A 26,281-nucleotide genomic window follows, 5' to 3' on the forward strand; every position below is an offset into this window, starting at 1 on the left:
GTGCGCATCGCGGTGACGAAGCCGGTGCCCGGCTCACCGATCATCCGGTCGGCCGGAATCCGGACGTTGTCGAGCCGCGGTCCTGCCTGTAGGGGGCTGGGCTCGCGACTGCCCAGGCCCGCGCGGTCCGCGGAACCGCATCCGGAACCGACGCCGCGAAACGCCGTCCCGGAGGCTTGAACGGGCATCCGATCGAATCGAACACACGTTCGAACTACTGGAGACAGTACACCTCCCCCGAGACAAAAAAGCAACCTTCGCCGCACGCCGGGCCGGTCGAACGCGTCGGCACGCCGCCCCACCGCACGTTCACACCCTGCCCACGCCAGGTAGTCCGCCGATCACGATCAGGTGCCGTAGACGGATCGCTCGACAGCCGGCAAGATCGATACGCCTAACCGGACAGTCGATCCCAACCGACTGTTCGGTTCCTGTCATCCGCTGTCGGGAGGATGCCCGGCGGCGGATGCGGACATCAACAGGAAGCGGGGAAATGGGAATTCCACAGTTCAACAACCGTCGCTGGCAGGCGCTGGGCCTGCTCGCCGCGACGGCGGCGGTCACCGCCATCGGTGGACCAGCGGTGGCGGCACCGGCGACCGGAGAGGTCCGGCTCGCCGGCACTCCGAACGCGGTGCCGGACAGCTACATCGTGGTCCTCAAGGACACCGCCACCACCGCTGGTGCCACCCTCAGCGCCCGATCCCGGGCGGTGAACGATCGGGCGCAGACGCTCGCCCGTGGCCACTCCGGCACGGTGGGACATGTCTACTCAGCCGGTCTGACCGGGTTCGAGGTGAAACTCTCCGAGGCGGCGGCCCGACGGCTCGCGGCCGACCCGTCGGTGGCGTACGTCGAGCAGAACCAGCGGGGCTTCGGGGCCGGCGGGACACAGACCAGTCCCCCGTCGTGGGGACTGGACCGAGTCGACGAGCCGACCCGCCCGACGGATGGGGTCTACACCTACCCCAACACAGCCGGCTCGGTGCACGCGTACATCATCGACAGCGGCATCCGGACCACGCACAGTGACTTCGGCGGCCGGGCCAGCAGCGGCTTCGACGCGGTCGACGGCACCGGGGTCGACTGCCACGGGCATGGCACACACGTCGCCGGTACGGTCGGGGGCACGACGTACGGGATCGCCAAGAGCGTCCGGCTGGTCTCGGTACGGGTGCTCAAGTGCGACAACACCACCACCTCGGCCGAGACCATCGCCGGGGTGGACTGGGTGACCGCCAACGCGGTGAAGCCTGCCGTGGCGAACATGAGCATCGGCTTCTCCAGCGGCAGCACCACCGTCGACGCCGCCGTGTCCCGGTCGATCGCCTCGGGCGTGACGTACGCGGTCTCCGCCGGTAACTCCAACGCCAACGGGTGCACCCCGTCGCCGGCCCGGGTGCCGGAGGCGATCACGGTCGGTGCCACCACCAACACCGACGCCCGTTCCTCCTTCTCCAACTACGGCACCTGCCTGGACCTGTTCGCACCCGGCAGCGCCATCGTCTCGGCCACCAACGCCAGCGACACGGCCAGTGGCGCCTGGAACGGCACCTCGATGGCCTCGCCGCACGTGGCCGGGGCGGCGGCGCTGATCCTGGCGGAGAACCCGACGTTCACGCCGGCCCAGGTGCGTAACCGCCTGGTCGCCGGGGCCACCTCCGGGGTGGTGACCAGCCCTGGCACCGGTTCTCCGAACCTGCTACTGCGGGTCGACGGGGCACTGCGTAACCAGTACACCCCGGCCGAGGCGTGTGGCAGCGGCTACCAGGTGATCAACTCGAAGCCGCTGTCGACCAGCGCCGGCAGCCTCCAGGGCCGGGTCTACCTGCTCTACAGCAACAGCAACGCGAACAACTGCGTGGTCACCATGAAGGCCACCTCGCTGGGCACCGCGACTGCGGTGGCGGCGTACCTGGAGGTGCAGGGGTCCACCCGGCGCACCGACAGCGGCTCGTTCTCCTACTACGCCGGACCGGTGGCTCAAGCTGCCGCCGGCAAGTGCGTCAAGTGGGGTGGAACGGCCGGCGGGGTCAGCTACAACAGCCCGTTCGAGCACTGCGGCTGACCTCTGGCACGGTTGATCTCTGGCACGGTTGATCTCTGGCACGGCTGATCTCCGGCACGGCTGATCTCCGGCACCGCAACTGATTCGCTGAGTTCCCTGGACCGCCCGGCCGTCACCGGCCGGGCGGTCCGCTCACTTTCGTAACGGCCCGCCCTGCCCGCTCAGCCAGGTAATGCCCATCATCCGGTAATGGCCGGTACGCGTTTCACCCCTGTCACTGACGTCGGTAGCCTCAGCGGGTGACAACTCCCCGCCCAGCCCTGGGCATCGCCATGGTGCTCGGCTCCGGCGTGCTCTTCGCCGTCAACGGCACCGTGTCGAAGCTGGTGCTCCGCGCCGGCATCGAGCCACCCCAGCTGACCCTGCTCCGCGCCGCCGGCGCATTCGCCGGCCTGCTCGTACTGAGCCTGCTGCTGCGTCCCGGCCCTCGGCGGCTCCGGGTCACCGCCGGCCAACTCCCGCTGATCATCGGCTACGGACTGACCGGCTTCTTCCTGGTCCCGATGCTCTACTTCGTGGCTATCTCCCGGCTCCCGGTCGGCATCGCGCTGCTGTTCGAATACACCTCCCCGCTGCTCGTCGCGCTCTGGGCCCGGTTCGGCCAGCACCAGCGGGTTCGTCCCCGGATGTGGGCGGGACTGGCGCTCAGCCTCGTCGGACTGGCCGCCGTCGCCGAGGTGTGGGGCGGCCTGCGGCTGGACGGGATCGGCGTACTCGCCGGCTGCGGCGCGGCCGTGCTGCTGGCGGTGTACTACGTACTCGGCTCGCACGGCGTACGCAGCCGCGACACCCTCTCCCTGACCACCTGGGCGTTCGGCACCGCCGCCATCGCCGGTCTGCTCACCCGGGCGGTCACCGCCGGCAGCGGCGGTTGGGAACCGCTGGGCCAGAGCAGCGGCGGCGTGCCGGTCGCGCTGCTCTGCGGGTACGTCGTCGTACTCGGCTCGATCGCACCGTTCCTGCTGGTGGCGGGGGCGCTGCGGCACCTGCCGGCAACCAGCGTGGGCATCATCGGCATGGTCGAGCCGGTGCTCGCGGCGGCCGTCGCCTGGGTAGCCCTGGGCGCGGGTGAGGCGCTCAGCCCGGCGCAGCTCGCCGGCGGTGCGCTGGTGCTGGTCGGCGTGGCGATCGCCGAGACGGCCCGGGTCGCCCCGACATCCGCCCCACCGCCCGCCCCCGACGCGCTGTTGAGCACCAGCGGCAGGGCAAGATGACGGGATGCAGCCACACCCGAACGTGCAGGCGGTCCAGGACTCCCTCGATGGCACCACCGCCCTGGACGGCTCTGGCGCGCCCAGCCTGGTCCGGGTACTCCCCGACGCAGTACACACCGCTGCCGCAGCGGCCGCCGCGCTCGGGGTCGAGGTAGGACAGATCGCCAACTCGCTGATCTTCGACGCGGACGGTAACCCGCTGCTGGTGCTCACCTCCGGCGCGCACCGGGTCGACACCGCCCGGGTTGCCGCCGACCTCGGCGTCACCAAGCTCAAGCGGGCCACCCCGGAGTTCGTGCGGGAACACACCGGCCAGCCCATCGGTGGGGTCGCTCCGCTCGGGCACCCGAAACCGATCCGTACCCTGGTCGACACCGCCCTCGCCGGCTACCCCGAGGTGTGGGCGGCCGGTGGCGTACCCCGGGCGGTCTTCCCCACGACCTACGCCGAGCTGCTGCGGATCACCGCCGGTCAGGCGGCCGAGGTAGCGTGACCGCCCCGGCCAGCGATCACCGCCGGTCGGCGTTGGTCGACTGCTGGTCGGCCGCAGTCACTGCGGCCAGCGCGGCCGGCGCGACCGGCGCGACCGAAGTCACCACCGTCGGCGCGATCAGCCTGACCGAGGTCTCCGCAGCCGGGCGCGAGCTGCTCGACCGGTGGGGCGAGCCGCAGCGGCACTACCACACGGTGGAGCATCTCGCCGCCGTGCTCGCCGTGGTGGACCAACACGCGGAGCAGGCACACCGGCCCGACCTGGTACGGCTCGCCGCCTGGTTCCACGACGCCGTCTACGATCCCCGCTCCCCCGGCGACGCCAACGAACGCACCAGCGCCGCGCTCGCCACCACCATCCTCACCGACCTCGGCGTACCGGCCGACGCCACCGCCGAGGTCGCCCGGCTGGTCCAACTCACCGCCGGCCACCACGCCGACCCGGCCGACCGCAACGGTGCCCTGCTCTGCGACGCCGATCTGGCCGTACTCGCCCAGCCATCCGCCGAGTACGACCGCTACGCCGCCGCCGTCCGCCGCGAGTACGCCCACGTGCCCGACGACCTGTTCCGCGTCGGCCGGGCCGCCGTGCTGCGCCAGCTACTCGACCTGCCGATGCTCTACCGGCTGCCGGCGCTCGCCGACCGCTGGGAAGAGTCGGCCCGCGTCAACCTCACCCGCGAACTCGCCATGCTGACCTCGACGACCGACTAAACCAACAGCTGCGACGGCTGGGCCAATAGCTTCGGCGGCCTGGCCAGGTGCTTTGGCAGTCGTAGCCCGGAACGGTAGAGCAAACCGACGATCTCCCGGCTCGACACCACCTGGGCACCGAGCCACACCGCCCGGACGAACCGCTCCGCCGGCAGGTCGTAGTGGTCGCGGTCGAACGCCCGCCGGGGAGCGCCGAGCATCTCGGCGAAGGCATGCAGTTCCGCGTACGACACGTCACTGACCAGGTGGGACCAGAGTCGCCCGTGGGCGGGCCAGGCGGGCTGATCGACGTACAGCATGCTCAGCACGGTAGTCGGCGCGGCTCGTTGCCCGGGCGTCAGGCGGCTCGGCCGCCGAGGCCGCCTTCGGGGGCGATCTCGTCGATGCGGGCGAGATCCTCGGCGGTCAGGGTCACATCGGCTGCGGCGATGTTCTGTGCGACGCGGCCGGGGTTGCGTGAGCCGGGGATGGGGACGATGTCGTCCCTCTTCGCGAGCAGCCAGGCCAGCGCCAGCTGCGACAGGGTGGCGCCCTTGCTCTCGGCAAGCTTGGCGAGTTCGCCCGCGATGGCGACGTTCGCGGCGAAGTTCTCCGGCTTCCACCAGCCGATGCGCCGACGGAAGTCGTTGGCGTCGTTGTGGTCTCGGGACGTGACCGCGCCGCTGAGGAAGCCGCGGGCGAGCGGCGAGTAGGCGACGAACCCGATGCCGAGTTCCTCGAGCACGGGGAAGAGCGGCTCGGAGTCATGGGCGAAGATCGAGTACTCGTGTTGCAGTGCCGAGATCGGATGCACCGCGTGCGCCCGGCGGATGGCGTCCGCGTTGGTGTTGGAGAGGCCGAGGTATTTGACCTTGCCGGCGTCGACGAATTCCTTCATCACGCCGACCACGTCCTCGATCGGGACGTTCGGGTCGGCCCTGTGCTGGTAGAGCAGGTCGATCGTGTCGATGTCGAGGCGGCGCAGGCTGTTGTCGACCACGTCGCGGATGTGCTCGGGCCGCGAGTCCGAGCCGAAGGTCTTCGTCAAACCGAACTTGGTCGCGATCGTCACCTCGTGGCGGATCGGGGCGAGTGCGTGGCCGAGTAGCTTCTCGCCTTCGCCCCAGCCGTACATCTCGGCGGTGTCGAAGTGGGTCACCCCGAGTTCGTGGGCGCGGCGGATCGCGGCGATCGACTCGGTGTCGTCCGAGGGGCCGTAGCCGGTTGCGGTGCCCATCGCGCCGTAGCCGATCGCGGAGACGGTCAGGCCCTGTCGGCCGAGCGTGCGCTGTCGCATGAGCTGCTCCCTCATCAAACCGAACGGTTCGGTTTGACCGTACACCGAACGATCGACCGCCGCCAAACCAACCGGTTCGGTTGAGTACGCTGAAGACATGGCCGCCTCCACCAGCACAGATTCCACCGGCGACCGGATCATCGCGGCGGCTACCGCCGAGTTCTCCCGGTACGGAATCGCCGGTGCCAGGATCGAGCGGATCGCCAAATCGGCCAGAACCAGCAAGGAACGCGTCTACGCCTACTACCGCGGCAAGGAAGCGCTCTACCGGTTCGTCGCGGCACGGGAACTCGCAGCGGTGGCCGAGGCCACCCGCATGGATCCCACCGACCTGCCGGGCTACGCCGGCCGCGTACACGACTACTTCACCCGGCATCCCGAACGTCGGCGGCTGATGACCTGGGGACAGATGGAACTCACCCCCGACGACCCCCAACTGGGCGACCCCTTCCAGGAATCCGTACGCCACAAGGTCGAACAACTGCGCAAGGCCCAGGAAGCCGGCCAGCTCGATCCCGCCTGGGACCCCAGGGACATCCTGGTCTTCGTCAACCAACTCGCGATGTCCTGGGCCGCCCAGCCCGATCTCGCACCCGCCGCCGACGAGGACCGCGACGCCTTCCTGGCGGCCCGCCGATCCGCCATCGTCGCCGCCGTACAGCGGCTCTTCCCCGCCGCTGCGGGCAGCACAGTGCCCACCGGCTCGTAACGTCGAAGACTGCCGCCTCGGCCCTAGACGGGTGCCGCTAGCGATCGGCGTCGAAGTGGACGGCCGCCCGGGTGAAGAACATCTGCTGGGCAGCGTTCAGTTGTTCGTCGAGGTAGTCGTCGAGAAGCTTGAGGTGCTTCTCGTCGAGCACCGGTAGCACGGCTGGCCCGCCCAGCTCGGCGACGACGGCCCCGAAGAGGGCGACGCACTCCCCGACGAGCGCGTCGATGGTGTCGTCATCGCTGTCCGGAGTCAGTTCCGTGAATCGGCGAACCAGTGTGGCGACCCGTGGGGCGAACACGGCGGAGGCCAGCAGTTCACAGAAGGCTGCCAACTGCGACCGGCCCTGCTCGCCGACCAGGTGGGCCAGCAGGATCGACTGGTCCCGGTCGTTCTCGGTCAGTGCAGGCGACACGCCGTCGGTGCCGAACACCGCGAAGAACCGGGCTAGTTCGGGTGGGATGTCCGGGGCGACGCCCTCGGCCCGGATCTGCGCGATGATCTCTCGCTGTCGAGTCAGCCGCTCGATCTCGGCAGCCAGTTCCCGGTCGAGTTGTTCCAGTAGCTCCGGCGGCTTCCGATCAGGGCACTTCGACAGGTGCCGGCCGGTGTCGTCCAGCAGGTCTGGCATCCGGTCGAGCGGAATCCCCAGCGCCGCCAGGCGCTTGATCCGCAGCAGTCGGACCAGATCGTCGATCTGATAGCGCCGGTAACCGTTGGTGGTCCGGAACGGCTCGGGCAGGACACCGATCTGGTGGTAGTGACGCAGTGTCCGTACCGACACCCCGGCCAGCCGGGCCAGCTCGCCGCTGTTCACGCGCTCTCCTTCACTCGACCACCGTCGAGGCTACGCAGGTCCAGGCTACGCAGGGCCCGACTGGTCACGGCGACGACGGCGGCAAGCGCCCAGACGACCGCGAAGGCGAGTGCGGCGGCGTCGAGACCCGCGTACTCGGTGAGGACGGCCGCCGCCACGATGCCAACCGGGGCCGCGCCGGTCAGGATCGCGTTCTGGGTGCCCAGGATCCGGCCGCGCATCCGGTCCGGAATCCGTTCCAGGGTAAGTACGCCGAGCAGCCCGCTGAGCAGACCGGCCGCTGCCCCGACGACGAAGGCCCCGGCGAAGACGTACCTGGCGGCCGGCAGGATGGCGATGGCCGCGATGCCGAGCACGCTCGCGGCGAACCCGATGAGCAGCCAGGCCCGTCGGGGTCCCCGGCTGCCGGCCGTGGCGTAGATGCCCCCACCGACGAGGGTGCCGAGCGCGATCGAACTGAGTACCAGGCCGAGCTGACCGGGTTGGTCAAGGTGGGTGAAGTGCACCGGCAGGATAAGTCCCTGCAGGGCGGTCAGCACGGTCGCCAGCACCAGGTTGACCAGGGTGACGGCCAGCAGGAAAGGGCTCCCCCGGAAGAGCAGCTGCCAGCCCTCCCGCAGTTGGGCCCAGCCGGTGGTCGGGCGGGATTCGGCCGTGAGGTCGCCGCGGGACTCGGCCGTGAGGTCGCCGACCTGTCGGGGCAGCGTCAGGGTCACCAGCGCCGCAGCGAGCGAGGTCGCTGCGGTGATCCACAGCACCGCCGCGCCGTCGAAGAGCGCCATCAGGCCGCCGGCCGCCGCCGGACCAGCCAGGATCGCCAGGGCACCAACGCTCTCCCGTACGCCCATCAGCCGCTCCGTAGCGATCCCGCCGTGCCGCACGATCGCCGGCAGCAGCGCCTCCCGGGCGGTCATTCCGGGTACGTCCCCGAGCGAGCCGATGATGCCGAAGAGGATGAACCAGCCCAGCTCAAGCCCGACCAGCCGGTCAACGATCGGCAGCGCGGCCACGGCACCGGCCGAGATCAGGTCGGTGGCGATCGAGGCGGTACGCCGGTTGATCCGATCGATCAGCACGCCGGTGAAGAGCCCGCCGAGCACAGCCGGCACCGTGGTAGCCGCCGCGACGAGACCCGCGCCGAGGACGCTGCCGGTCGACTGCAACACAATCAACGGCAGGGCCACTCCGGCGATCGCGTTGCCGAACAGCGAGAGAAGTTCGGAGGCCAGAAAGGCGACAGGAATTCGCTTCACATCGTCGAGCAGAAGGTACGACGCTACGTCGGGGTCAAGCCCTGTCCGGGCCGTCAGTACGGTGACCTTCTGGTCGAAGGAAACCACGGTGGCCCAATGAGCGGAATGTCCGACCTGGTCACCCTGCACGTCTGGCGGGTGTCCCGGGGCGCGCTGCCCCGCGCGCTGACCCGGATGGCGTGGGGGCCGCACCGGCTGCGCGCCACGCCCGGCGTACGGTTCGGCAAGCTCCTCGGGACGGGCACCGGGACCGGCTTCGGGCCGACCGACGCGGACCTGACCCGGTGGGCGGCGCTGGTGGTGTGGGCCGATCCGCGCCGCGCGGCTGCCTTCGACGAGACCCCGGTCGGCCGGTCCTGGGCCCGGATCGCCGAGGCCGGTGCCCGTCTCGACCTGCGTCCGTTGGCCAGCCGTGGACAGTGGTCCGGGGTCGAGCCGTTCCGGGCTGCGCCGTCCGGCGGCAAGCTGTTCCGGGCCGATTCATCCGCAACCGGGTCATCCCGGCCCAGCCCGCCGGGGAGCGGCACTCCGGTGCTCGCGCTGACCCGGGCCCGGCTGCGCCCACGTCAGGCGGTGACCTTCTGGCGGGCCATCCCACCGGTCGCCGCCGCGCTACAGGACGCCCCAGGCCTGCTCGCCCGGTTCGGCATCGGCGAGGCGCCGCTCGGCTGGCAGGGCACAGTCAGCGTGTGGCGCAACAGCACGGACCTGGTCGACTTCGCGTACCGTCACCCGCAACACCGCGCGGCGATCACCGCCACGCCGGTCCAACGGTGGTACGCGGAAGAGCTCTTCGCCCGGTTCGAGGTACGCCGGGTCAGCGGTGACCGGGCGGTACTCGGCTGGGTTTCCCCAGGTGGCGACGAACAGTTGACCGCAAGTGACGACGAACAGTGAGGAGCGGACAGGCATGAGGTTGGTGCCGTGGCAACCGGACGATCTCGCCCGGCGGTTGGACGACGTCATGGCGGTCTACGGCGAGGCGATGGGCTACCGGTCCGAGCTGCTGGAGGCCCGTCGGGGTTACATCGCCAGCCACGCCCGGCGACCCGGATTCCGGGCGGTCGCCACCCTCACCAACGACGGCCACCTGGCCGGCTTCGGCTACGGCTACCTCTCCCACCCCGGGCAGTGGTGGCACGACCAGGTATACAACGCGTTGGACCCGGCGGCCCGGGCGGCCTGGTTCGCAGACTGCTTCGAGGTGGTCGAGCTGCACGTACGGCCACCGGCCCAGGGACACGGCCTGGGAGCCCGGCAACTGGCCGCGCTGCTGCGCATGGCGAACGGCAGCACTACCCTGCTCTCCACCCCGGAGGCGGACGAGGCGACCTCCCGGGCCTGGCGGCTCTACCGGCGGTTCGGCTTCCGGGACGTACTGCGCGGTTTCCGCTTTCCCGGCGACGAGCGGGCGTTCGCCGTACTCGGCCGGGAGCTGCCGTTGACCCTACCGACGTCGTGACCGGGCTGCCCGCCACCGCACCGGTCACCGGCGCGAACCGGGCGCGGCTGTCCTGGCTGCTGCTGGTCGTACTGGTGGTGGCGCAGATCGGCTATCCGCTCACCGAGGGCGTCGACCGGGCCCGGCTGACCGTGGTCACGGTGCTGTTGGGCTACCTGCTGTCGGTCGGCCACGCCCTGATCACCCGGGGTCCGCGTACCGCCGGGGCGCTGGTCCTGATCACCACCGGCGGCGGGCTGGCGGTGGAGATCGTCGGGATCGCCATCGGCGTCCCGTTCGGCGTCTACGAATACTCCGGCCAGCTCGGCCCGGCGGTGGCCGGCGTGCCGCTGGTGATCCCGCTGGCCTGGACCTGGATGGCCTGGCCGGCCTGGCTGGTGGCGGTACGCCTGACCCGCCCCGGTTTCGCGCGGATCGCCCTGGCCGGGTGGGCCCTGGCAGCCTGGGACGTGTTCCTCGATCCGCAGATGGTGTCGGAGGGCTACTGGACCTGGCGGGACCCCTCCCCCGTCCTGCCCGGAGTGCCGGGCATCCCACTGAGCAACTATCTGGGCTGGCTGCTGGTGGCGGTGGCGTTCGCCGGGCTGCTGCGGCTGGCCGCCGGGCCGGGGGTGGCGGCGGTCGGCGACGCGGACGCCCCGATGTACGGCCTCTACCTGTGGACCTTCGCCAGCAGTGTGCTCGCCCACGCGGTCTTTCTCGGGCTGCCCGCCTCGGCGTTCTGGGGTGCGCTGGCCATGTCGCCGGTTGCCGTACCACTGGCGGTCGCCGTGGCCCGCCGACACCGGGCCGGTCGGATCCGGCCGGCGACGTGACCTGGCCGACCGTCGCGCTGGGCGGGATGCTCGGGCTGACGGTGCTGGTCGCGGCACTGACCGGGCACACCTACGTCAACGCCACCCGATGGTTGCGCCACCTGCCGGCAGTGCCGCCCGATGTCGATCCAGCCACCGTCGCTGGGCCGGCCAGCACCCTGGTCGCCGTGGCCGAGCCGGTCGCGGTCCTGCTTCCGGTACGCGACGAGGCCGACCGGGTGACCGGGTGCCTCCGGTCACTGCTGGCCCAGCGAGGCGTACCGGAACTGGAGATCGTGGTGTTGGACGACGGCTCGTCCGATGGCACCGCAGAGGTGGTCCGCTCGGTCACCGCCAATGATCCCCGGGTACGCCTGGTCACCGGAGCACCCCTGCCGCCCGGCTGGCTCGGCAAGCCGTACGCCTGCCAGCAGCTCGCCGCGGCAGCCGGGCCGGATGTGGGCGTACTGGTCTTCGTCGACGCGGACGTGGTGCTCACCCCGTACGCGGTGGCCGCCTCGGTGGCCGCGCTGCGCACGGTCCCAGCGACGCTACTGTCGGCGTACCCCCGGATCGTGGCGGGCTCGGTGGGTGAGCGGCTGGTCCAGCCGCTGTTGCAGTGGTTGTGGCTGACCTTTCTACCGCTGCAGGCGATGGAACGCTCGGCGCGGCCGTCGCTGGCGGCGGCCGGCGGTCAGTTCCTGGTGGTGGACCGGGCCGGCTACCAGCGGGCCGGCGGGCACGCGGCGGTGCGGGGCCGGATCCTGGAGGACATCGAGCTGGCCCGCGCGGTGAAACGTTCCGGCGGGCGGATCGCCCTGGCCGACGCCTCGGCGCTGGCCGACTGCCGGATGTACGGCTCGTGGCGCGAGCTACGCGACGGCTACGGCAAGTCGCTGTGGGCGACGTTCGGCTCGCCGGTCGCGGCGGCGGCCGTCGTGCTCGCCCTGCTCCTGCTGTACGCCCTCCCGCCGGTGCTCGCGGTGGCCGCCGTGCTCGCCGGTGAGATGTCGATCGCAGCGCTGGCCCTGGTCGCCTACCTGCTCGGGGTTGCCGGCCGGGTAGTCAGTGCCCGCCGGACCGGTGGTCGATCGTGGCCGGACGTCCTGGCCCATCCGCTGTCGGTGGTGCTGCTCGGCTGGCTGGTCGCCCACTCCTATCGGCTGCGGCGGCGGGGACGGCTGTCCTGGCGCGGCCGACCGGTGTAAGGAAGGGCCCCTTCTTATCGCTTTCTGTATAGGAAGGGGCCCTTCCTAACGGCTGGGTATCCGCGTTTCGAGACCGGCTTTCCCGGGTGACGGAACCTGGATCACCTGCCCCTGGAGCTGGCCGATGGTCGGTACGACCAGGCCGGATCTACGTCGGTTCAACTGTGCATGGACCAGGTACACCGCCGCGAGGGCGAGGATGCAGGCAGCCAGGGAGACGACGACCGGACTGAAGTCGTTGCGTACCCACACCAGCAGGATGTAGCCAAGCATGCCGATGGCGTGGTCGCCGATCGAGCCGGCCGGGCGGGTGTCCAGCCACGCCACCAGCATCCCGAGCAGGGCCAGCACCACGATGATGCCGATCAGACCCGCCGCTCGGTACGCCTCGGCAGCTGGCGATCCGCCGATCGCGCCGACCCGGTCGGCGATCGTGGTGGAGAAGACCCGGGCATCGGTGTGCACCGACGGCGCATCCAGGCCGAGCAGCCGGGCGAAGAGGATCCGTTGCAGCGGAGCCCAGTAGGTGCCCCAGCCGACGAACGACTCGCCCCACCCGTCGTGCCACTGGTGGACAAGCACGAGCGGGCGGATGGAGGCACCCAATTCCGCCAGGCCGTCCAAGGGGTTGATCTGTATGTCGCCGAAGCGGGCGGCGGAGAGGCCGGCATCCCGTAGCTGTCGGATGATCGAACCGGCCGACAGACCGGCGAGCAGCAGCGGCCCCATCCACCAACGGATTTGGATGTGGCGCCGTCGGGCGGTCGTGACCAGCCATGCGGCCAGCGGGAATATCACCTCGCCGCGAAGTCCGACGAGGAAGGCCGGGATCGCGAAGACGATAAACACCACCAAGCCCCAGCGGCGCAGTACGGCGCTCGGGGCGAGCCCCAGGGCACCCATGCCGATGCCGGTGAACAGGTTGGCGAAGGCCATGGCGTTGTCGTCAGTCCCGTCCCGGAAGTCCAGGTAGGGCAGAGTGACGAAGCCCAGCCCCTGTCCGGGTGTGTTGGCGAACCACAGGAGGACACCGGCCACCAGCAGAACGAATCCCAGTATCCCCACCTGCCTGGTCCGCTCTTCTTGACCGGGTGGCGGGTGGTCCCCGCCGCTGTCCCCCTCGTCACGCTCAACCGACTGGGCAGCAACTCCACCAGCTGGCCGCGCCGCAATTCCAATAGCCAGCCGGGCAGCAACTCCACCAGCCGGCTGGACAGTTGCCTTCTTGCCGCGTTGGCGCAATCGCGTGAGGAGAGCCGCCGGATAGCCCGTCAGGAAGGCTGAGTATCCGATCAGGAACGCGAGCACGCTCACCCCGACGCTGCCGATCGCCATCCCCATCGTGCTGAGGTGCCACCAGGGCTTCACACCGTTCAGCAGCGCCGTGGGGGTCTGGTTGGTCGCGATATATGGCAGAAGTCCCGCATGGAACAGCCCGAAGAGCAGCAGGTAGACCGACCCCAACGTGATGCTGCGGCCGACGACCATCCGGGCGGCGACGAATATCGCGACAACTACCAGGACCAGGACGCCGACGGCGGCGACCTGCGGCTGCTGGCTGATGGCCGAACGGAGGATGAGCACGCTCATCAGGAGGGTGACCGCGATGCCCAGCACCCAGCGCGGCTCGGTTAGTCGCGACGGCGTCATGAGTTCATCTCCGCCTGCAGTCCTTTGTAATACATCGCGACGTCGTGGGCCGCGGAAAGGTCCAGGGAGAACGGGCTCGACCGGAACCTGGCCCGCGCGCGGTCCCGGTCGAGCGCGGTCGGCCGGCCGGCCCGGATGATCTCGCGAATGGCCTCCGCCCAGGCCGAGATGGGTGCGGCTCGGTCGACGACGGTGATGCCGGGCAGCTCGTCGGCGATGAAGCAGACGCCGGGAAGATCGGAGGCCACGATCGGGGTGCCCAGCGCCGCCGCTTCCAGCACGACGCCGGGCAGACCTTCCCGGTCGGACGGTAGGACGACCAGATCTGCCTGACCGATCAGGGTGCCCACATCGTCGCGGGAACCGATCAGGTGGACCCAATCCTCGACCCGGTTGATCCGCGCTGCCTCGCGTAGCTGGGCGTCGTTCTCGCTGTCGTACGGGCCGACCATGACGGCACGGGCGGCGACACCGCTGGCCCGCAGTTCAGCGATCATGGGCGGCAACATCCAGCGGCGTTTCTCCGGCGCGGGCCGGCCCACGTGCAGACAGATGACCTCCTGTGGGGCGGCTCCGATCTCGCGCCGCAGGTCGGCACCGGAGTCGCGCTGGAGCCGATCCAGATCCAGCCCGTTTGGTGCGACCCGACAGCGGGGGTCCGACTGCCAGGTCGGCAGGTAACCGTGGGTGAGGGTGCTCGGTGAGACCCCGGTGATGTCGGTGGCGTACTTGTGGATCAGTCGCCGCATGGCCCAACGCTGGGCCCGGCGCCGACGACTGTTGCCGTGGGTGTCACCGTCGCTGCGGAACTGCGCGACGCGTACCGGGACCCGGGCGGCGGCGGCGAGGAACAGCGGCGCACCGGAGAAGGTCGCGAGATCGGCGTGCACCGCGTGTGGTCGGATGCGGTTCAGCAGGGCCAGGAAGCGCCCTGGGAAGTCGAGGCCGAGCGAGAGCGGATGGACCGTCGCGCCGTGTGCCTGCGCGATCGGGGCCAGGCTGCCGGGCCGGCCGTTCAAGGTGACGAAGTGGACGACGACACCGTCCGCCGCCAGGCGTGGCAGCAGTTCGAGCGTACGCAGTTCCGCGCCACCGACGTCGAGCGTCCCGATGACTCGTACGACCACACATTCGGGGGCGGATACCGCCATTCCTCTGGCGCCTGCGCGAGTCGGCACGCCGCCAGTACGGCAATCGGACACCGAAACCCTCCCACTCATGGCCCTGTTTCCTCGGCGGCAGGCCAGCCACTCGCCGAACTTATCGAGAATTTCATGGCGTTCTCCGCCAAATAGGAGTTTTTTAGCTCTTTGCATCTACTGTCTGCTTTGCTGCTTCGGCCGGCGTACGATCTGCGGTCCGCTCTGCCAGCGCCATTCGGCGACGTAGCAGCGTCCAGGACACAAGGGACATGCCGCCATACAGCCCGATCGAGGCGAACGCGGCACCATAGGCACCCCAGAACAGAACCCCGACGGCGAACACCGCTGCCGCAGCGACACCCGCCCCGACCCCCAGGCCAGCAGCGGTGCGCATCCAACCGCCGCCCAGCAGACCGCGGCTGGCCACCGCGAAGGGCGCGAAGGCCACCTCGGCCATCAACAGCACCAGCAGCAGCGGCCGGGCATCGGCGAAGCCATCGCCGAAGACCGGGACGATCAACAACCAACCTCCGGCGGCCACCCCGAGACCCAGCACAATGGCCGACCACACGGCGAACCGCCGGGCCCGCAGCGCGACCGTACGCCCGCCACCCGAGGCGACCTCGCGGTTGAGGAGCTGCCCCAACGCCGTCGGGATGAGCCGTGGCGTCCCACTCAGCGAGGAGGCCACCGAGTAGACACCGACCGTCGCCGGTCCGGCGAACGCACCGAGGGCGTACCGGTCGGCGGCCAGGGTCACGGCCAGGCCCGTGGTCAGCCCGAGCGCCCAACCACCGCTGCGCAGCAGTTTGGACAGTTCGGCGCGGTCCGCGGTCTGGGCGGACAACAGCTTGACGACAAACAGGTGGACCGTCTGCGTTGCCGCGACGACGAGCATGCCCAGCCCCTGCGCCAGCAACAGCACCCAGGCGCTGCGGGCGGTGACAGCTCCGCCGAGTACCCCGACCAGGCCACCGGCCGCCACTGCGGCGGCCCAACTGCTCCCGGCGCGGAACCGTCCCGCCGCGTACCAGAGATCGGGTAACTGGGCCAGGGCGACGTACCCGGCCGTGACGACCGCGAGGGCACCCAGGTAGCGGGGCTCCGCCAGTTCCGAGTCGATGACGCGCGCCGACAGGATGGAGCCGATCGCGGCAAGTCCGGCGGCGACCAGCACGGCCAGCATCGACCACTGGCTGAACGTGGCGAGCAGGCGTCGCCGACGTACCCGGGTCGCGGTGGGTAGGCAGGCACGCAGCGCCGGTCCGGTGCCCATGCCAGCGAGTAGCGCGGCGATGCTGGCCATCGTCGTGCCCAACACCATGAGACCGCGACCGTGCGGTCCGAGCAGGCTGCTCGCCAACAGGGCGGCCAGCGCGTTGGTGCCTGCCTGGATCGCGCCGGAGCTGGTCAACAGCGCGACGGTCCACCGCCGCCCCAAGGTCACGATGCCGTGCTCGCTGGTGTTCGCTGCTGAGTGGCGTCGGCCACCAGCCGGTAGTAGTCGGCCCGCCGCTGGGTGAGTGCCTCAGCGGAGAACGCCCGGGCACGGACGAGGTTGCGGGCCGACGCCGCAGCCATCCGTTCCGGGTCGGTGATCAGGCGGCGGATCGTCTCCGCCAGCCTGACCGGCTCACCCGGCGCGACCAGGTGCTCGGCCGGCAGCAGTTCGGGAATCCCGCCGACCGGAGAGCCGATGGCCGGCAGTCCGCGCGCCATCGCCTCGACCATCGCCCGGGGCAGTCCCTCCGTCCGGGTGGGCATCACAAACAGGTCGGCGGCATCGAACTGCTGGCGGACCGCGTCCCCGGGGGGCAGCCATCCAGCGAAGGTGACCAGATCGAAGACCCCCCGCCGTAGGGCAAGCTGCTCCAGCCGGGGGCGGCACTGGCCGGTACCGACGTGCACCAGTCGCAGTGACAGACCGGATCGCCGGAGTATCGCCAGCGCCTCGATGAGGGTGTCGATTCCCTTGTGCATCTGCTCGAGGGAGCCGACCGAGACCAGCCGGTTGGGCGCGCCGAGCTGGTCGACCGTCCGTGGGTGTGGCGCGTAGGCCGCCTCGTCGAGACTCACGTCGGAGACCCCGACGCTCGGTGCCATCGGTCCGGCGGGATACCGGTCCTGCAGGGCCCGTTCGGTCACGTACGCTGCCGCGATGGCATCACGGCACTGCCGGCGAAGGTTCGCCGTGATCCGATTCCGCAGCACCGGCCGCAGCGGGTGCCGGAGGACACCGGGGGCCAGCAGGTCGTACGGATCACCGACCACCTCCACCGCGTAGGGCCGGCCCTGCCGCTCCAGTGCCGAGGCGAGCAGGGTCCCGATCGGCGAGGGGACCCGCAGGATCACCGCGTCCGCATCGGTCACCGCGTCGATCACCGAGCGGCGAATCTGTGCCCGCCGCAGCAGATACTGCCGTGGTCCGACGTAGTACGGGACCGGCCAGACCTGCACCCCCGGCCCGTCGACACGTACGGCCTTGTCATCGGGCGCTGCGATGTCGGCGACCCGCGCGACAACCCGCACCGTGTCGAAGGCCGACAGATAGCACGTCCAGGACGGGTAGGCCGGTGGGATGCGGGTCCACACCGCCCCGTCCGGGGTACGCAGGAACCGCACCTCGGTCGTAACCGCCACCCTCATCGGTCGACCCCTGCGGCTCGGTCGACCCCTGCGGCGGAGTACTCGAGGATGTCCACCACCTGCCCGACGGTCACCCGACCGTCGAAGAGGTGGGCGGCGCGCTCGCGGGCGTGGTCGCCACGCTCCGCCAGGCGACCTGTCGTGAATTCCTGGTACGCGGTCTCCAGCGCCGCCTCCAGAGCGGCCACGTCCCCGCGTGGTACGACCCAACCGCTCTGCTCGTCGACGGTCTCGGGTAGTCCACCGGCATCGCTGACGATGCTGGGGATGCCCATGGCCCCGGCCTCCCGGGCGGCACCGTGGGCCTCGGACAGCGATGGGCTGATGCTCACGTCGGCCGCGCCGTAGTACTGCCGGACGTCGAGCACCGACTCCTCCCAGGTGATGCTCGGGTCCGCCGCGACATCGAACCGGTCGAGAAGCTTCTGGCGGTGCTTTTCGCCGACCTCGGTCCAGCCCGCGCCGACCAGCAGCAGGTGGGACCGGGGGTGACGGGCGTGGAAGGAACGCCACGCCGCCAGCAGCAGATCATGGCCCTTGTGTCCCTGCCTCCGGTCGACCATGCGCTTCGGCGCGTAGACGTACGACACCATGACGGCGACGAACGCGTCCTCGTCGATGCCGATCTCGGCTCGTGCCTTCGCGCGTTGTACGGCCCACTCAGGCGATCCGGCGGGGTGGCCGGCCGCGAGCCAGGCCGGGGTGAAGCGGTTCAGGTCGATACCGAAGTGCGCGACCGGGCGGCGGTGTTCGGGGCAGCCGAGCTGACCGTAGCGGCGCGAGATGTCGGCGGTGCTGCAGAGCGTGACGTCGTCCAGCCGCCACAGCAACCGCTCCACCTGGCGGATCGTCCGGGACTCCAGATACAGCGGGCCCGCCGAGGTGTACACCCTGGCCAGCGGTAACCCGATCGTGGAGAGGCGAGCCGCGAGGGCGGTCGCGTGGAAGTGATAGTGGAGGACATCGACGCGTAGCCGTTGGATCAGGCGACGCAGCTGCCACAGGCCGCGTACGGTGGCGATGTTCGGCCGGAACGTAAAGTCGAATGGCGCCTCGACCACCTTGAAGCCATCCGCGGCGAGGGCCAACGAAAGTCGGCCGTTGCCGGGCGGCAATATCGCCACGACGTCGTGGCCACGCCGCCGCATCTCCTGAGCTTCCAGGAGGATCCACGGTGCGCCGCTGTTGATTTTGCACAGCACGGCAATCCGGAGCCGTTTCATGTTGACCTCTTACCAGTCCGGAGATGTCACTAATTGCATCTGCGCGACCACTCTAAGTAGTCCCATTGGGACATTCGGGGCTAATTGCGCAAATTGCAAAAGCTCTCACTATTGCTGGGTACGTCGCCGCCGCCGCCCGCCGCCAGGGGGCCCAACGCTCGCCGTCAGGGGGCCCAACGCTCGCCGCCAGGGGGCCCAACGCTCGCCGTCAGGGGGCCCACCGCTCGCCGATCAGCGGCCAGAAGCCACGGACCAGGAAGACACCGAAAGCCAGGATCGCCACACCGCCCAGAGCCTCCATCCAGACGACGAGGAAGTCGGGCCGCTGCCGAGCGTCCTGGATCGTGCCGGAGGGGTCGGCGGATACGTACCGCACCTGCATGGTGCCGCCCTCGACCGGTTCCGGGTCCACCCGGAAGTCGTGGACGTCGGCCTCCACCCGACGGCCATCCGCAGTCGTGAAGGCGACCCGGACAAAGCTGTCATCGCCCAGCCGCCTTACCTCGAGGACGGCCGCCGGCACCACGATGCCGTGATCACGAAGAGCGACCGCCTGCCGGTAGGAGCCGAACGCGATCACCCACAGGATCACGGTGAGCGTCACCGCGATGAGCCCTGTCGCCACGACGGACGTCCGGGTCACTCGGCGGGATCTCATCGTCGGGGCCGTCCTAGCACAGTCGAGGTGATCCCCGATGGTAAATGCTGTTGAGCGGGCGATCCGGGTGTGGGATGGTCCCGGACGTGACGGACTACCGTACGGTCAACCGGGCCAACTGGGACGAGCGGGCCCCCGCGCACGCGGCCTCCCCGGACTACGCCGTGGACCGCTTCCTCGAAGACCCGGGCTATCTCAGCGACGTGGTCCGGTTCGACCTGCCGCGCCTCGGTGAGATCGCCGACCTGCGGGCCGTACACCTGCAGTGCCACATCGGCACCGACACCCTCTCGCTGCACCGGCTCGGCGCCCGGGTCACCGGGCTGGACTTCTCCGGTGCCTCCCTGGCGCAGGCCCGCAGCCTCGCCGCCCGTACCGGCGCGGAGATCGACTTCGTCGAGTCCGACGTCTACGACGCGCCCCAGGTGTGGGAGCCGGGCAGTTTCGACCTGGTCTACACCGGGGTGGGTGCGCTGTGCTGGCTGCCGGACATCCGACGCTGGGCGCAGGTGGTCAGTACGTTGCTGCGACCGGGCGGCCGGCTCTTCCTTCGGGAGGGTCACCCGATGCTCTGGGCGATCGACGAGACCCGGGGAGATGGCGTGCTCGCCGTGAACTACTCCTACTTCGAGCGCCCGGAACCGCTGGTGTGGGAGGAGCCTGGCACCTACGTCAGCACCGATGTCGCGTTCACGCACAACACGACCCATGAGTGGAACCACGGGCTCGGCGAGGTCGTCACGGCGTTGTTCGAGGTTGGCCTGGATCTCACCATGCTGGTCGAGCACGACAGCGCACCGTGGGACGCGTTGCCCGGCCATTCGGTCCTCGACGAGCACGGCGAGTGGCGGCTGGCCGATCGGCCCTGGCGCCTAGCCCAGACCTACACCCTGCAGGCCCGCAAGCGCCCCTGACCAGCTTGTCAGTGGGGTTCGGCGGCACCGGGCAGCCTCCGTCGATGATCACGTTGTGGCCGTCGAATGTCCCGCGAGAGGTGGGACGGCCGCAGCCCGACCCTCCATAGCCGGCGTAGATCCGCTTTCGTGTCGTGCATGAGCTGGACATGGAAATAGTTCAGGTGTTCCAGCGTGGCGAACAGGGCGAACCCGAGACCGAGCCAGGAGTTGCGGCCAGGCTCGGTAATGGCCGCGTAGCCGGTCACTGCGAGGCAGATGGCCAGCAGAGGCAGGTTGACGACACGGGCGGCACGAAAGATCCGAGCGCCGGGAAGACCACGTCGACGGGTACGCATCTGGTGCAGCTTGGCCAACCAGTAGCCGGCTCCCTCGACCAGCAGCACCCCGAACAGGAGGAACCCCAACAGGTTGGGCAGCGTGGCCGGCAGCCCGGTCACCACGAACCACACCACGCCCTGCACCGGAATATTGATCAATTCCATGGTGGCGAGCGAGCGCAGTCGCCGGTGCACCTTCAGGAGCGAGCGGTCGGCGGGATATGTGGCGACACTCATGTCGATCAAGCTAACGGAGGTTACCAAATCACCGTTACCTAGAGTGGTACCAGGATCAGGCCGCCTCTGCCTTCAGTTGCTGGATCCGCTGCCGTAGCGCCTCTTCGGTGCCCGGCGGCGGCGGATCGCCCCGCTCGCTACGCCAGCGGGCGAACGCCAGGTTCAACTGCGCGGTGTGCAGGCGATGTATCCACAGGTAGTTGCGATGGTTGCCGCGCCACAGTGCCTGGATCCGCATCCGAAAGCGCAGCGACGCGTTCACCAGAACGGAAACCTCGGCCCGGGTGACCGCAGCGTGCGGACTGTCGGCTTCCGCCTGGAGGTGCCGGTACAGCGACCGGGTCTCCAGGCGCAGCGCAATGACGATGAGAAACAGCAGTACGGCGAAGGCCGGCCCCTTGAGGACGATCAGATTCAACGGCTGTGCGACAAAGAGCTGAACCAGCGAATTGTCCGACTCCCAGTAGATCCGTCCCATCGCGAAGATGTCCCAGATCAGGTGGGCCGCCACCGCGAAGGCGAACCCACCGCCGGCACAGACCACCCGTTTGCGCCAGTCGGTGAGCTGCATGGCCAGTCCGACCCCGGCACCGATGATCCCCGTGTACGTGGCATGGCTGACCAACAGGCCGGTGACCTGCCGATACCAGTGCTGGTAGAGCACGGTGTCGAAGCCACTCGTCATGTAGGACATCGACTCGACGAACTGGAAGCCGAGGCCCACGCAGGCACCAATGACGATGCCGCCGAGCATGCCGTCGACCCGCCGCCAGGCGAGCAGCACGATCACGACGACGCCAGCACCCTTCACCAGTTCCTCCGGCACTGCCGCGGCAGCCGCGTGCGCGATGATCGAGGCAGTGCCCGGCAGCACCTCCGCGGTGATGACGACGTGCAGGATCCCCTCGACAATCTGGGAAAAGTAGCCGGCGACGAGCACCCCCCAGGCGAAGGCGACCAGGACCAGCAGCCACGGTGGCTTGCGGTTGCGCTGCATCCGACGAAACGTCCACAGGGCGAATACGGTCGTCGGCAGGCTCAGTAGCGTGCCCTGCCAGGCCAGCCCAGCCTGGAGCAGGGCGACGAGCGCGAACATCGTGGTCGGGATGGCGAACACCAGCGCCCCACCGATGGCCCAGGTGAGGAAACGAGCGCGCGGGGATCTGCCGGAAACCGAGACTCCGATGACGACGGCGGCGGCAACGACGGCAGCGAACATCGCCATGCCGATGACCACCATGTTGGCCACGCTCAGGACGCGTACTCCAGCGTCGTCGTCGCGGATGAGGCCGACGGCCGACGCGGCGGCGATCAGCAGCAGCAGCCCCTCACCGATCGTGAAGGCCACCCCGAGCCGGTCGAACCGATATGTCTTCGGGTCCGTCGTTGCCGGCGCGCTGCTCGGCTGCGGTGCGCTGACCGGCGGTGGTGCGCTACTCGGCTGCGAAGTCGGCTCGGTCATCGTTCGATCTTCACGTGCACCCAGGCGACTATTTCCTCCAGTTGGCCACCCTGGACGGTGGCCAGCACGAACTGGTACGTCCCGGCGGGCACCGCGCCGGCAGTGCTCACCGGCACCGGATCGGTGCGCAGCTCGGCCAGCTTCGACAGGTCGACTCTGTTGGTCTGGTGGCCGAGCGAGTCGTACCAGGCTGCCCGTAACGGGTCGGAGCGCACCGTGCCGATCGACCGCTCGGCGATCGTAGCGACCGGCACCTCTCCCAGCTTGAAGGTCTGCTGTGGACGCTCAGTCATCTGCCTGGTCGTCGGGTCGTATGCGTAGAGCAGGATCGGCAGCGCGGGCGAGCGTTTCGGCGCGGTCGGCCAGGACACCACCAGCACGACGGCGGAGACGAGGAAGGTGACCACCGCGAACAGGCCGAGGATCGCCACCACGCGTACCGGTAGGCGGGTCTCCACGGACTCGGTCCCGTCTGACATGACCTCCTCCGCTTCACTCAGGTGGGTTACCCTAACCCACACGGACGCGATGAATGTAAATCTGTGCGCGTACTGGTGACACTCGGTCGAATCCTGTCACCTGGAATTGGGAGGCCATGTTCAGCGCGGACTCTGCCGGTGGCCTGGCCGAAGGCGTACCCATCGACTGCGGCGGAATGGCCGACGGCCTGGCCGGCTGCTACGGCGCACTTCCGGTCGTCGGCATCGCCGCGGCCCTCGCCATGGGTGGTGCCGCGCTCGCCGGCTACACGCTCTTCTCCGTCCTCTTTCCGCAGGTGCTCAACGCCCTGCTGGGCGTGCCCACTCCAACCGCCGTGCCCACTCCGACCGTCGTGCCCACTCCGACTGTCGTGCCGACTACGGGCACCAGCCCCATGGGTACGGCAGCAGTCGCTCCTGCGACAGCTACCCCGATCGACACCGGCCCTCCGTTGGGTACGTCGGCTATGCCCGGCACGGCTCCCCCCGCGTCGACCGGGGCAGCAAACTCGAACAGCCTGCGCCGTTCGACCGGTCCGACGGGCAAGGGCACACACAGTTGGCAGCTCGACCCGACCACGGTGGGGGGCGACCCGGCTGGCCCGGGAGCCGAGCAGACGTTGATCGAGGCGTCGCGGACGATGGCGGACGCCATCCAGCAGGCAGCCGCTGGTGGAAGCATCTCCAAGAGCAAGCATCCGGGCATGGCCGGGGCGCTGATGATGCCGAGCGGTGAGATCACCGTCCACACCAGCATGAAGATAAACAAGAGCACGACGCCACCGACCCAGCCGTCGGTGCACCCGGTCCTACAGGCACTGCTCGACCGGATCGCGCAGCAGTTGCCCATGACCGGTGCCGGGCATGGCAGGTGCTCGGAGGTCGCCCTCATCTCCGATCAGCTCTACCAGCTCGAACAGCAGTGGACCAACGAGGGCAAGCCGGGCACACTCGACGCGTACGCCCGGAGCAAGTTCGACGGCGCGAAGATCGTCACCCATCAGCTCGGTCAGGCGTTCAGCGACGGCGCTGTGTTCCACCATGGCGACTACCGTCCGCCGTGCCGCTCCTGCGAGGTATACGTACCCGATCTTGGCATCGAACCGGTCGTGGACACGGAGCGGGTCGTCGCCCCGAGTCCGCCGTCTGAAACCGGTGTCCTGGGCGACGGGCAGGCTCTGGTCGATTCCCGCCCGTACGAGGATCCGCAGGGCCTGAACCCACCATCCGATGCCGACCAGCAGGCGCTGGAGAACGAGGTTCCCAGGGAAGCGGACAACCAGCCGGAGGTCCACCCCGATCCCCGGGAGGGCCGGTGGGCGAGCCTGGTCAACGACGGTGGCCCGCAGAAGTTGGGCCGCAACAACAACTGTGCCGACGTCGGCTTGTCGTTCCTCTCCACCTGGTACGGCGATCCGCAGGTCGCAGCCAGCGCCGCCGACCCGAAGACCATGGAGGCGGGCAGCACCGCCCGTCAGGAGCAGTGGCTGGGCGCCAACTTCGACTCCCACGGCACCGGCCCGGCCGCCTTGGCCGCCCTCGCCGATCGGCTCCGCCAGGCCGGGCCGGGCTCCTCCGCACTCATCATCACCAGCTGGACTGCCCAGGCCGGTGGCGGCGCCCACACCTGGAACGCGGTCAACCACAACGGCACCATCATCTGGGTCGACGCCCAGAGCAGCAAGATCTCCGACACCGGTCCGATCCACACCACCGTCGTCGACGGCGTATGGTCCATCATTCTCGACGCCGACGGCGACCCGTTGAACATCGCGGGTGATGGTCATCCCGAATAGGGACCGCTTTCGCCAATAGTGGCGGACTGGCGGCAGGGCCGGATCCAGCTACGTTGCGACAAACGGTCACGCTCGCTGTCCGATGACCGACGAGCTACTGACTGCTGTGGACGTTGGGGTGCTACCCCTCTCTCAGCGTTCGGCTGAATAGGCCGGGCTGGCCGAGTAGAAGGAGCCGCCTCATGTTCCCGTTTCCGGACGAAGCGACCAAGAAAGAACTTGATCTCGGACGGCGCGAGGTGTTCCAGACCTACCGGGTGTTGATGGCCTGCGAGTTGCAGCGGCTACGCCCCAAGGTCGAGGCGCTACCGGCCGGCTTGCGCCGCGACCAGTTGACGGCCCGGTTGAGCAAGGTCGAGGCCCTCGCCGGCGGTGCCTGGATACAGCAGATCACCGTACGCGGCGCGACAGTCGAGCAGGTGGCGACCCTGTTCAAGGAGGTGCAGGACTCTCTCGACGGGATCGTCCCATCCATCATCGGCAATCCCTACCTTGCCGCCGCCGTAGATGAGTTGCAGAAAAATATTGTCGACGTGCTGGCAAATCCCAGCCATTCTTCGTACGCCGCCGTCAACACCGCGTTCGGGCGGCTGTTCGGGTCCGCCGCCGTGGTGGCGAAGCAGCGTTTCACGCTGACTGTCACGGCGTTGCAGGACCTGCTCAAGCGTACCGACGGCCGTCGGTCGGGATTCGTATACAACCCATCGCTGCCCGCCGGAATGGGCGCCCTCGCCAGCGGTCAGGGCAACACCGCGATCATCAACGTCGGCCGCGACGCACTCGACGGCACCATGCACCTCTGGGACCTCGCCGCCACGCTCACCCACGAGGGGACACACACCCTGGCGGAGAACCCGACGGTCGACATCGTCTACCGCCACCGCAACGCCGCCTACTACCTGCAGGGCCAGATCGGGCTACAGAATGCCGCCAACTTCGAGCAGACCGTCTACGAGGCGCTAGGCAAAGGCGGCCCGTTCCCCACCGACCATGAAGTGGCCGCAATGCGGGGACGCACCGCACCCCGGATGGATTCGCTGCACACCGTGCTCGCGTCCCGGATCACCCGCGCCTGGGTGCGTACCTTCGACTTCACCTACCTCGACTACGCCAAGACCGACCTGCCCAAGCCGGTCGCGCTCGCGCTTACCGACCTGCCGCAGGGCCCGGCGTACGCGCCGTTGATCAAGGCGTACATGGACGCCCTGCACACCGCGATGCTGGCGCTGATGCGGGCGGAGGAGCGGCTCGTGGTGCGGGCCGAGCCGAAGGTGCTGAACTACTCGACGGTGTACAACCTGGACGGCCCCATCCGGTTTACTATCAATGCCGATCTCGCCGACCAGGCATCCATGCCCGAGATCCTGCAATGGATGCTCGACGCCCTCGTCACTGCGGCAAAGTGCCAGATCCCCAAGAATGCCCAGCAACTGCTGGACTTCATCCTCAAGATCGAAAAGCTCGATCGGGACAACCTGCACAACGTGCTCGACGACTTCTACGGTTCGTTCCGCTGACTGACGGGCTGGTATTCGACGGCGACGAGTAGGTGGTCGGAGGCGAGCCAGCCGAGGGCGGTGTCCGCGACGGTGTGCCGGTGCACTCGGCCGGCGTGTGTGGGGCCGGTGCGGTGGTGGATGCGGTCGGGGCGTTGGTCGCCGTGGGGGTTCTCGGGCCAGTGGCCGGTGGTGGGTTGCCAGGATGCGTCGCAGGTGATGGCGGTGTCGTGGAAGCCGGCGGTGTGCAG

At 69.4% G+C, this 26,281-nt stretch carries 26 protein-coding genes; 12 read left to right on the forward strand and 14 right to left on the reverse strand.

From position 1 onward, the window contains the following. The first annotated feature begins 493 nt into the window (after positions 1-493). From ACWDV4_RS30170 to ACWDV4_RS30185, 4 genes are all read left to right on the forward strand, one after another. Positions 494-2,068, forward strand: coding sequence for a S8 family peptidase (locus ACWDV4_RS30170; protein WP_449985753.1), 1,575 nt, complete (start codon positions 494-496; stop codon positions 2,066-2,068). A 239-nt stretch (positions 2,069-2,307) separates the two neighbouring features. Then, entirely contained in the window at positions 2,308-3,282 is a 975-nt protein-coding gene (locus tag ACWDV4_RS30175; protein WP_449985756.1) for an EamA family transporter, read from the forward strand. Between the two features lie 4 nt (positions 3,283-3,286). Further along, positions 3,287-3,775, forward strand: coding sequence for a YbaK/EbsC family protein (locus tag ACWDV4_RS30180; RefSeq protein ID WP_449985757.1), 489 nt, complete (start codon positions 3,287-3,289; stop codon positions 3,773-3,775). Continuing rightward, positions 3,772-4,488, forward strand: coding sequence for an HD domain-containing protein (locus tag ACWDV4_RS30185; protein WP_449985760.1), 717 nt, complete (start codon positions 3,772-3,774; stop codon positions 4,486-4,488). Before ACWDV4_RS30180 ends, ACWDV4_RS30185 begins: the two co-directional genes overlap by 4 nt. On the opposite strand, the gene ACWDV4_RS30190 is transcribed toward ACWDV4_RS30185, so the two are convergent. Both ACWDV4_RS30190 and ACWDV4_RS30195 read right to left on the reverse strand, forming a co-directional pair. Next, positions 4,485-4,787, reverse strand: a complete 303-nt coding sequence (locus ACWDV4_RS30190; protein WP_449985763.1) for a DUF4031 domain-containing protein — start codon at positions 4,785-4,787, stop codon at positions 4,485-4,487. The two genes, ACWDV4_RS30185 and ACWDV4_RS30190, sit on opposite strands and share 4 nt — an antisense overlap. Before the next feature lie 38 nt (positions 4,788-4,825). Continuing rightward, positions 4,826-5,764 carry an aldo/keto reductase gene (locus ACWDV4_RS30195; protein ID WP_449985765.1) on the reverse strand — a complete coding sequence of 313 codons (939 nt, stop codon included), beginning with the start codon at positions 5,762-5,764 and terminating at the stop codon, positions 4,826-4,828. Positions 5,765-5,861: 97 nt separating this feature from the next. Between ACWDV4_RS30195 and ACWDV4_RS30200 the strand changes: the two genes are divergently transcribed. After that, positions 5,862-6,473, forward strand: a complete 612-nt coding sequence (locus tag ACWDV4_RS30200) for a TetR family transcriptional regulator (RefSeq protein WP_449985768.1) — start codon at positions 5,862-5,864, stop codon at positions 6,471-6,473. A 37-nt stretch (positions 6,474-6,510) separates the two neighbouring features. On the opposite strand, the gene ACWDV4_RS30205 is transcribed toward ACWDV4_RS30200, so the two are convergent. Together ACWDV4_RS30205 and ACWDV4_RS30210 are read right to left on the reverse strand one after the other, a co-directional pair. Continuing rightward, complete coding sequence (locus ACWDV4_RS30205; RefSeq protein ID WP_449985771.1) at positions 6,511-7,290, reverse strand: MerR family transcriptional regulator; 780 nt, start codon at positions 7,288-7,290, stop codon at positions 6,511-6,513. Then, positions 7,287-8,543, reverse strand: a complete 1,257-nt coding sequence (locus ACWDV4_RS30210) for an MFS transporter (protein WP_449985774.1) — start codon at positions 8,541-8,543, stop codon at positions 7,287-7,289. Before ACWDV4_RS30210 ends, ACWDV4_RS30205 begins: the two co-directional genes overlap by 4 nt. 96 nt (positions 8,544-8,639) lie before the next feature. On the opposite strand from ACWDV4_RS30210, the gene ACWDV4_RS30215 reads away from it, so the two are divergent. The 4 genes from ACWDV4_RS30215 to ACWDV4_RS30230 are packed head-to-tail and all read left to right on the forward strand — an operon-like array spanning position 8,640 to position 12,007. Beyond that, on the forward strand, positions 8,640-9,440 hold the full coding sequence (locus tag ACWDV4_RS30215) for a monooxygenase (RefSeq protein ID WP_449985777.1): 801 nt from the start codon (positions 8,640-8,642) through the stop codon (positions 9,438-9,440). A 13-nt stretch (positions 9,441-9,453) separates the two neighbouring features. After that, the gene (locus ACWDV4_RS30220; RefSeq protein WP_449985780.1) at positions 9,454-10,005 is read left to right on the forward strand and encodes a GNAT family N-acetyltransferase; all 552 of its coding nucleotides are present in this window, start codon (positions 9,454-9,456) and stop codon (positions 10,003-10,005) included. Next, positions 10,002-10,820, forward strand: coding sequence for a carotenoid biosynthesis protein (locus tag ACWDV4_RS30225; protein ID WP_449985783.1), 819 nt, complete (start codon positions 10,002-10,004; stop codon positions 10,818-10,820). The genes ACWDV4_RS30220 and ACWDV4_RS30225 overlap by 4 nt, the downstream gene beginning before the upstream one ends. Before the next feature lie 26 nt (positions 10,821-10,846). Then, positions 10,847-12,007, forward strand: coding sequence for a glycosyltransferase family 2 protein (locus ACWDV4_RS30230; protein ID WP_449985818.1), 1,161 nt, complete (start codon positions 10,847-10,849; stop codon positions 12,005-12,007). A 45-nt stretch (positions 12,008-12,052) separates the two neighbouring features. Here ACWDV4_RS30230 and wzy read toward each other — a convergent pair whose 3' ends face one another. The 6 genes from wzy to ACWDV4_RS30260 form a co-directional block, all read right to left on the reverse strand. Continuing rightward, positions 12,053-13,657, reverse strand: coding sequence for an O-antigen polysaccharide polymerase Wzy (gene wzy, locus ACWDV4_RS30235; protein WP_449985786.1), 1,605 nt, complete (start codon positions 13,655-13,657; stop codon positions 12,053-12,055). Then, positions 13,654-14,808 (reverse strand): glycosyltransferase, encoded by a 1,155-nt coding sequence (locus ACWDV4_RS30240; protein WP_449985789.1) that lies wholly within the window; start codon positions 14,806-14,808, stop codon positions 13,654-13,656. Before ACWDV4_RS30240 ends, wzy begins: the two co-directional genes overlap by 4 nt. Before the next feature lie 151 nt (positions 14,809-14,959). Beyond that, the gene (locus ACWDV4_RS30245) at positions 14,960-16,246 is read right to left on the reverse strand and encodes a lipopolysaccharide biosynthesis protein (RefSeq protein ID WP_449985791.1); all 1,287 of its coding nucleotides are present in this window, start codon (positions 16,244-16,246) and stop codon (positions 14,960-14,962) included. After that, positions 16,243-17,445, reverse strand: coding sequence for a glycosyltransferase family 4 protein (locus ACWDV4_RS30250; RefSeq protein WP_449985794.1), 1,203 nt, complete (start codon positions 17,443-17,445; stop codon positions 16,243-16,245). The genes ACWDV4_RS30245 and ACWDV4_RS30250 overlap by 4 nt, the downstream gene beginning before the upstream one ends. After that, positions 17,442-18,668, reverse strand: a complete 1,227-nt coding sequence (locus tag ACWDV4_RS30255; protein WP_449985797.1) for a glycosyltransferase — start codon at positions 18,666-18,668, stop codon at positions 17,442-17,444. The genes ACWDV4_RS30250 and ACWDV4_RS30255 overlap by 4 nt, the downstream gene beginning before the upstream one ends. A gap of 208 nt (positions 18,669-18,876) precedes the next feature. Further along, positions 18,877-19,293, reverse strand: a complete 417-nt coding sequence (locus ACWDV4_RS30260; protein WP_449985799.1) for a hypothetical protein — start codon at positions 19,291-19,293, stop codon at positions 18,877-18,879. Between the two features lie 119 nt (positions 19,294-19,412). Between ACWDV4_RS30260 and ACWDV4_RS30265 the strand changes: the two genes are divergently transcribed. Continuing rightward, a complete protein-coding gene (locus tag ACWDV4_RS30265; RefSeq protein WP_449985802.1) occupies positions 19,413-20,240 on the forward strand; it encodes a class I SAM-dependent methyltransferase in 828 nt (275 codons plus the stop codon). A gap of 8 nt (positions 20,241-20,248) precedes the next feature. Here the strand turns inward: ACWDV4_RS30265 and ACWDV4_RS30270 are convergent, their stop codons facing one another. The 3 genes from ACWDV4_RS30270 to ACWDV4_RS30280 are packed head-to-tail and all read right to left on the reverse strand — an operon-like array spanning position 20,249 to position 22,738. Beyond that, entirely contained in the window at positions 20,249-20,797 is a 549-nt protein-coding gene (locus ACWDV4_RS30270; RefSeq protein ID WP_449985804.1) for a hypothetical protein, read from the reverse strand. A 55-nt stretch (positions 20,798-20,852) separates the two neighbouring features. After that, complete coding sequence (locus ACWDV4_RS30275; protein ID WP_449985805.1) at positions 20,853-22,259, reverse strand: PrsW family intramembrane metalloprotease; 1,407 nt, start codon at positions 22,257-22,259, stop codon at positions 20,853-20,855. After that, on the reverse strand, positions 22,256-22,738 hold the full coding sequence (locus ACWDV4_RS30280; protein WP_449985808.1) for a hypothetical protein: 483 nt from the start codon (positions 22,736-22,738) through the stop codon (positions 22,256-22,258). Before ACWDV4_RS30280 ends, ACWDV4_RS30275 begins: the two co-directional genes overlap by 4 nt. Before the next feature lie 116 nt (positions 22,739-22,854). Here ACWDV4_RS30280 and ACWDV4_RS30285 point away from each other — a divergent pair, with 116 nt between their 5' ends. Together ACWDV4_RS30285 and ACWDV4_RS30290 are read left to right on the forward strand one after the other, a co-directional pair. Next, on the forward strand, positions 22,855-24,534 hold the full coding sequence (locus tag ACWDV4_RS30285) for a YwqJ-related putative deaminase (protein WP_449985810.1): 1,680 nt from the start codon (positions 22,855-22,857) through the stop codon (positions 24,532-24,534). A 182-nt stretch (positions 24,535-24,716) separates the two neighbouring features. Then, on the forward strand, positions 24,717-26,051 hold the full coding sequence (locus ACWDV4_RS30290; protein WP_449985812.1) for a hypothetical protein: 1,335 nt from the start codon (positions 24,717-24,719) through the stop codon (positions 26,049-26,051). Here ACWDV4_RS30290 and ACWDV4_RS30295 read toward each other — a convergent pair. After that, positions 26,033-26,281: hypothetical protein (locus ACWDV4_RS30295; protein ID WP_449985815.1), on the reverse strand; the 249-nt coding region annotated here is incomplete at its 5' end. The two genes, ACWDV4_RS30290 and ACWDV4_RS30295, sit on opposite strands and share 19 nt — an antisense overlap.

Source organism: Micromonospora sp. NPDC003197 (assembly GCF_053590565.1).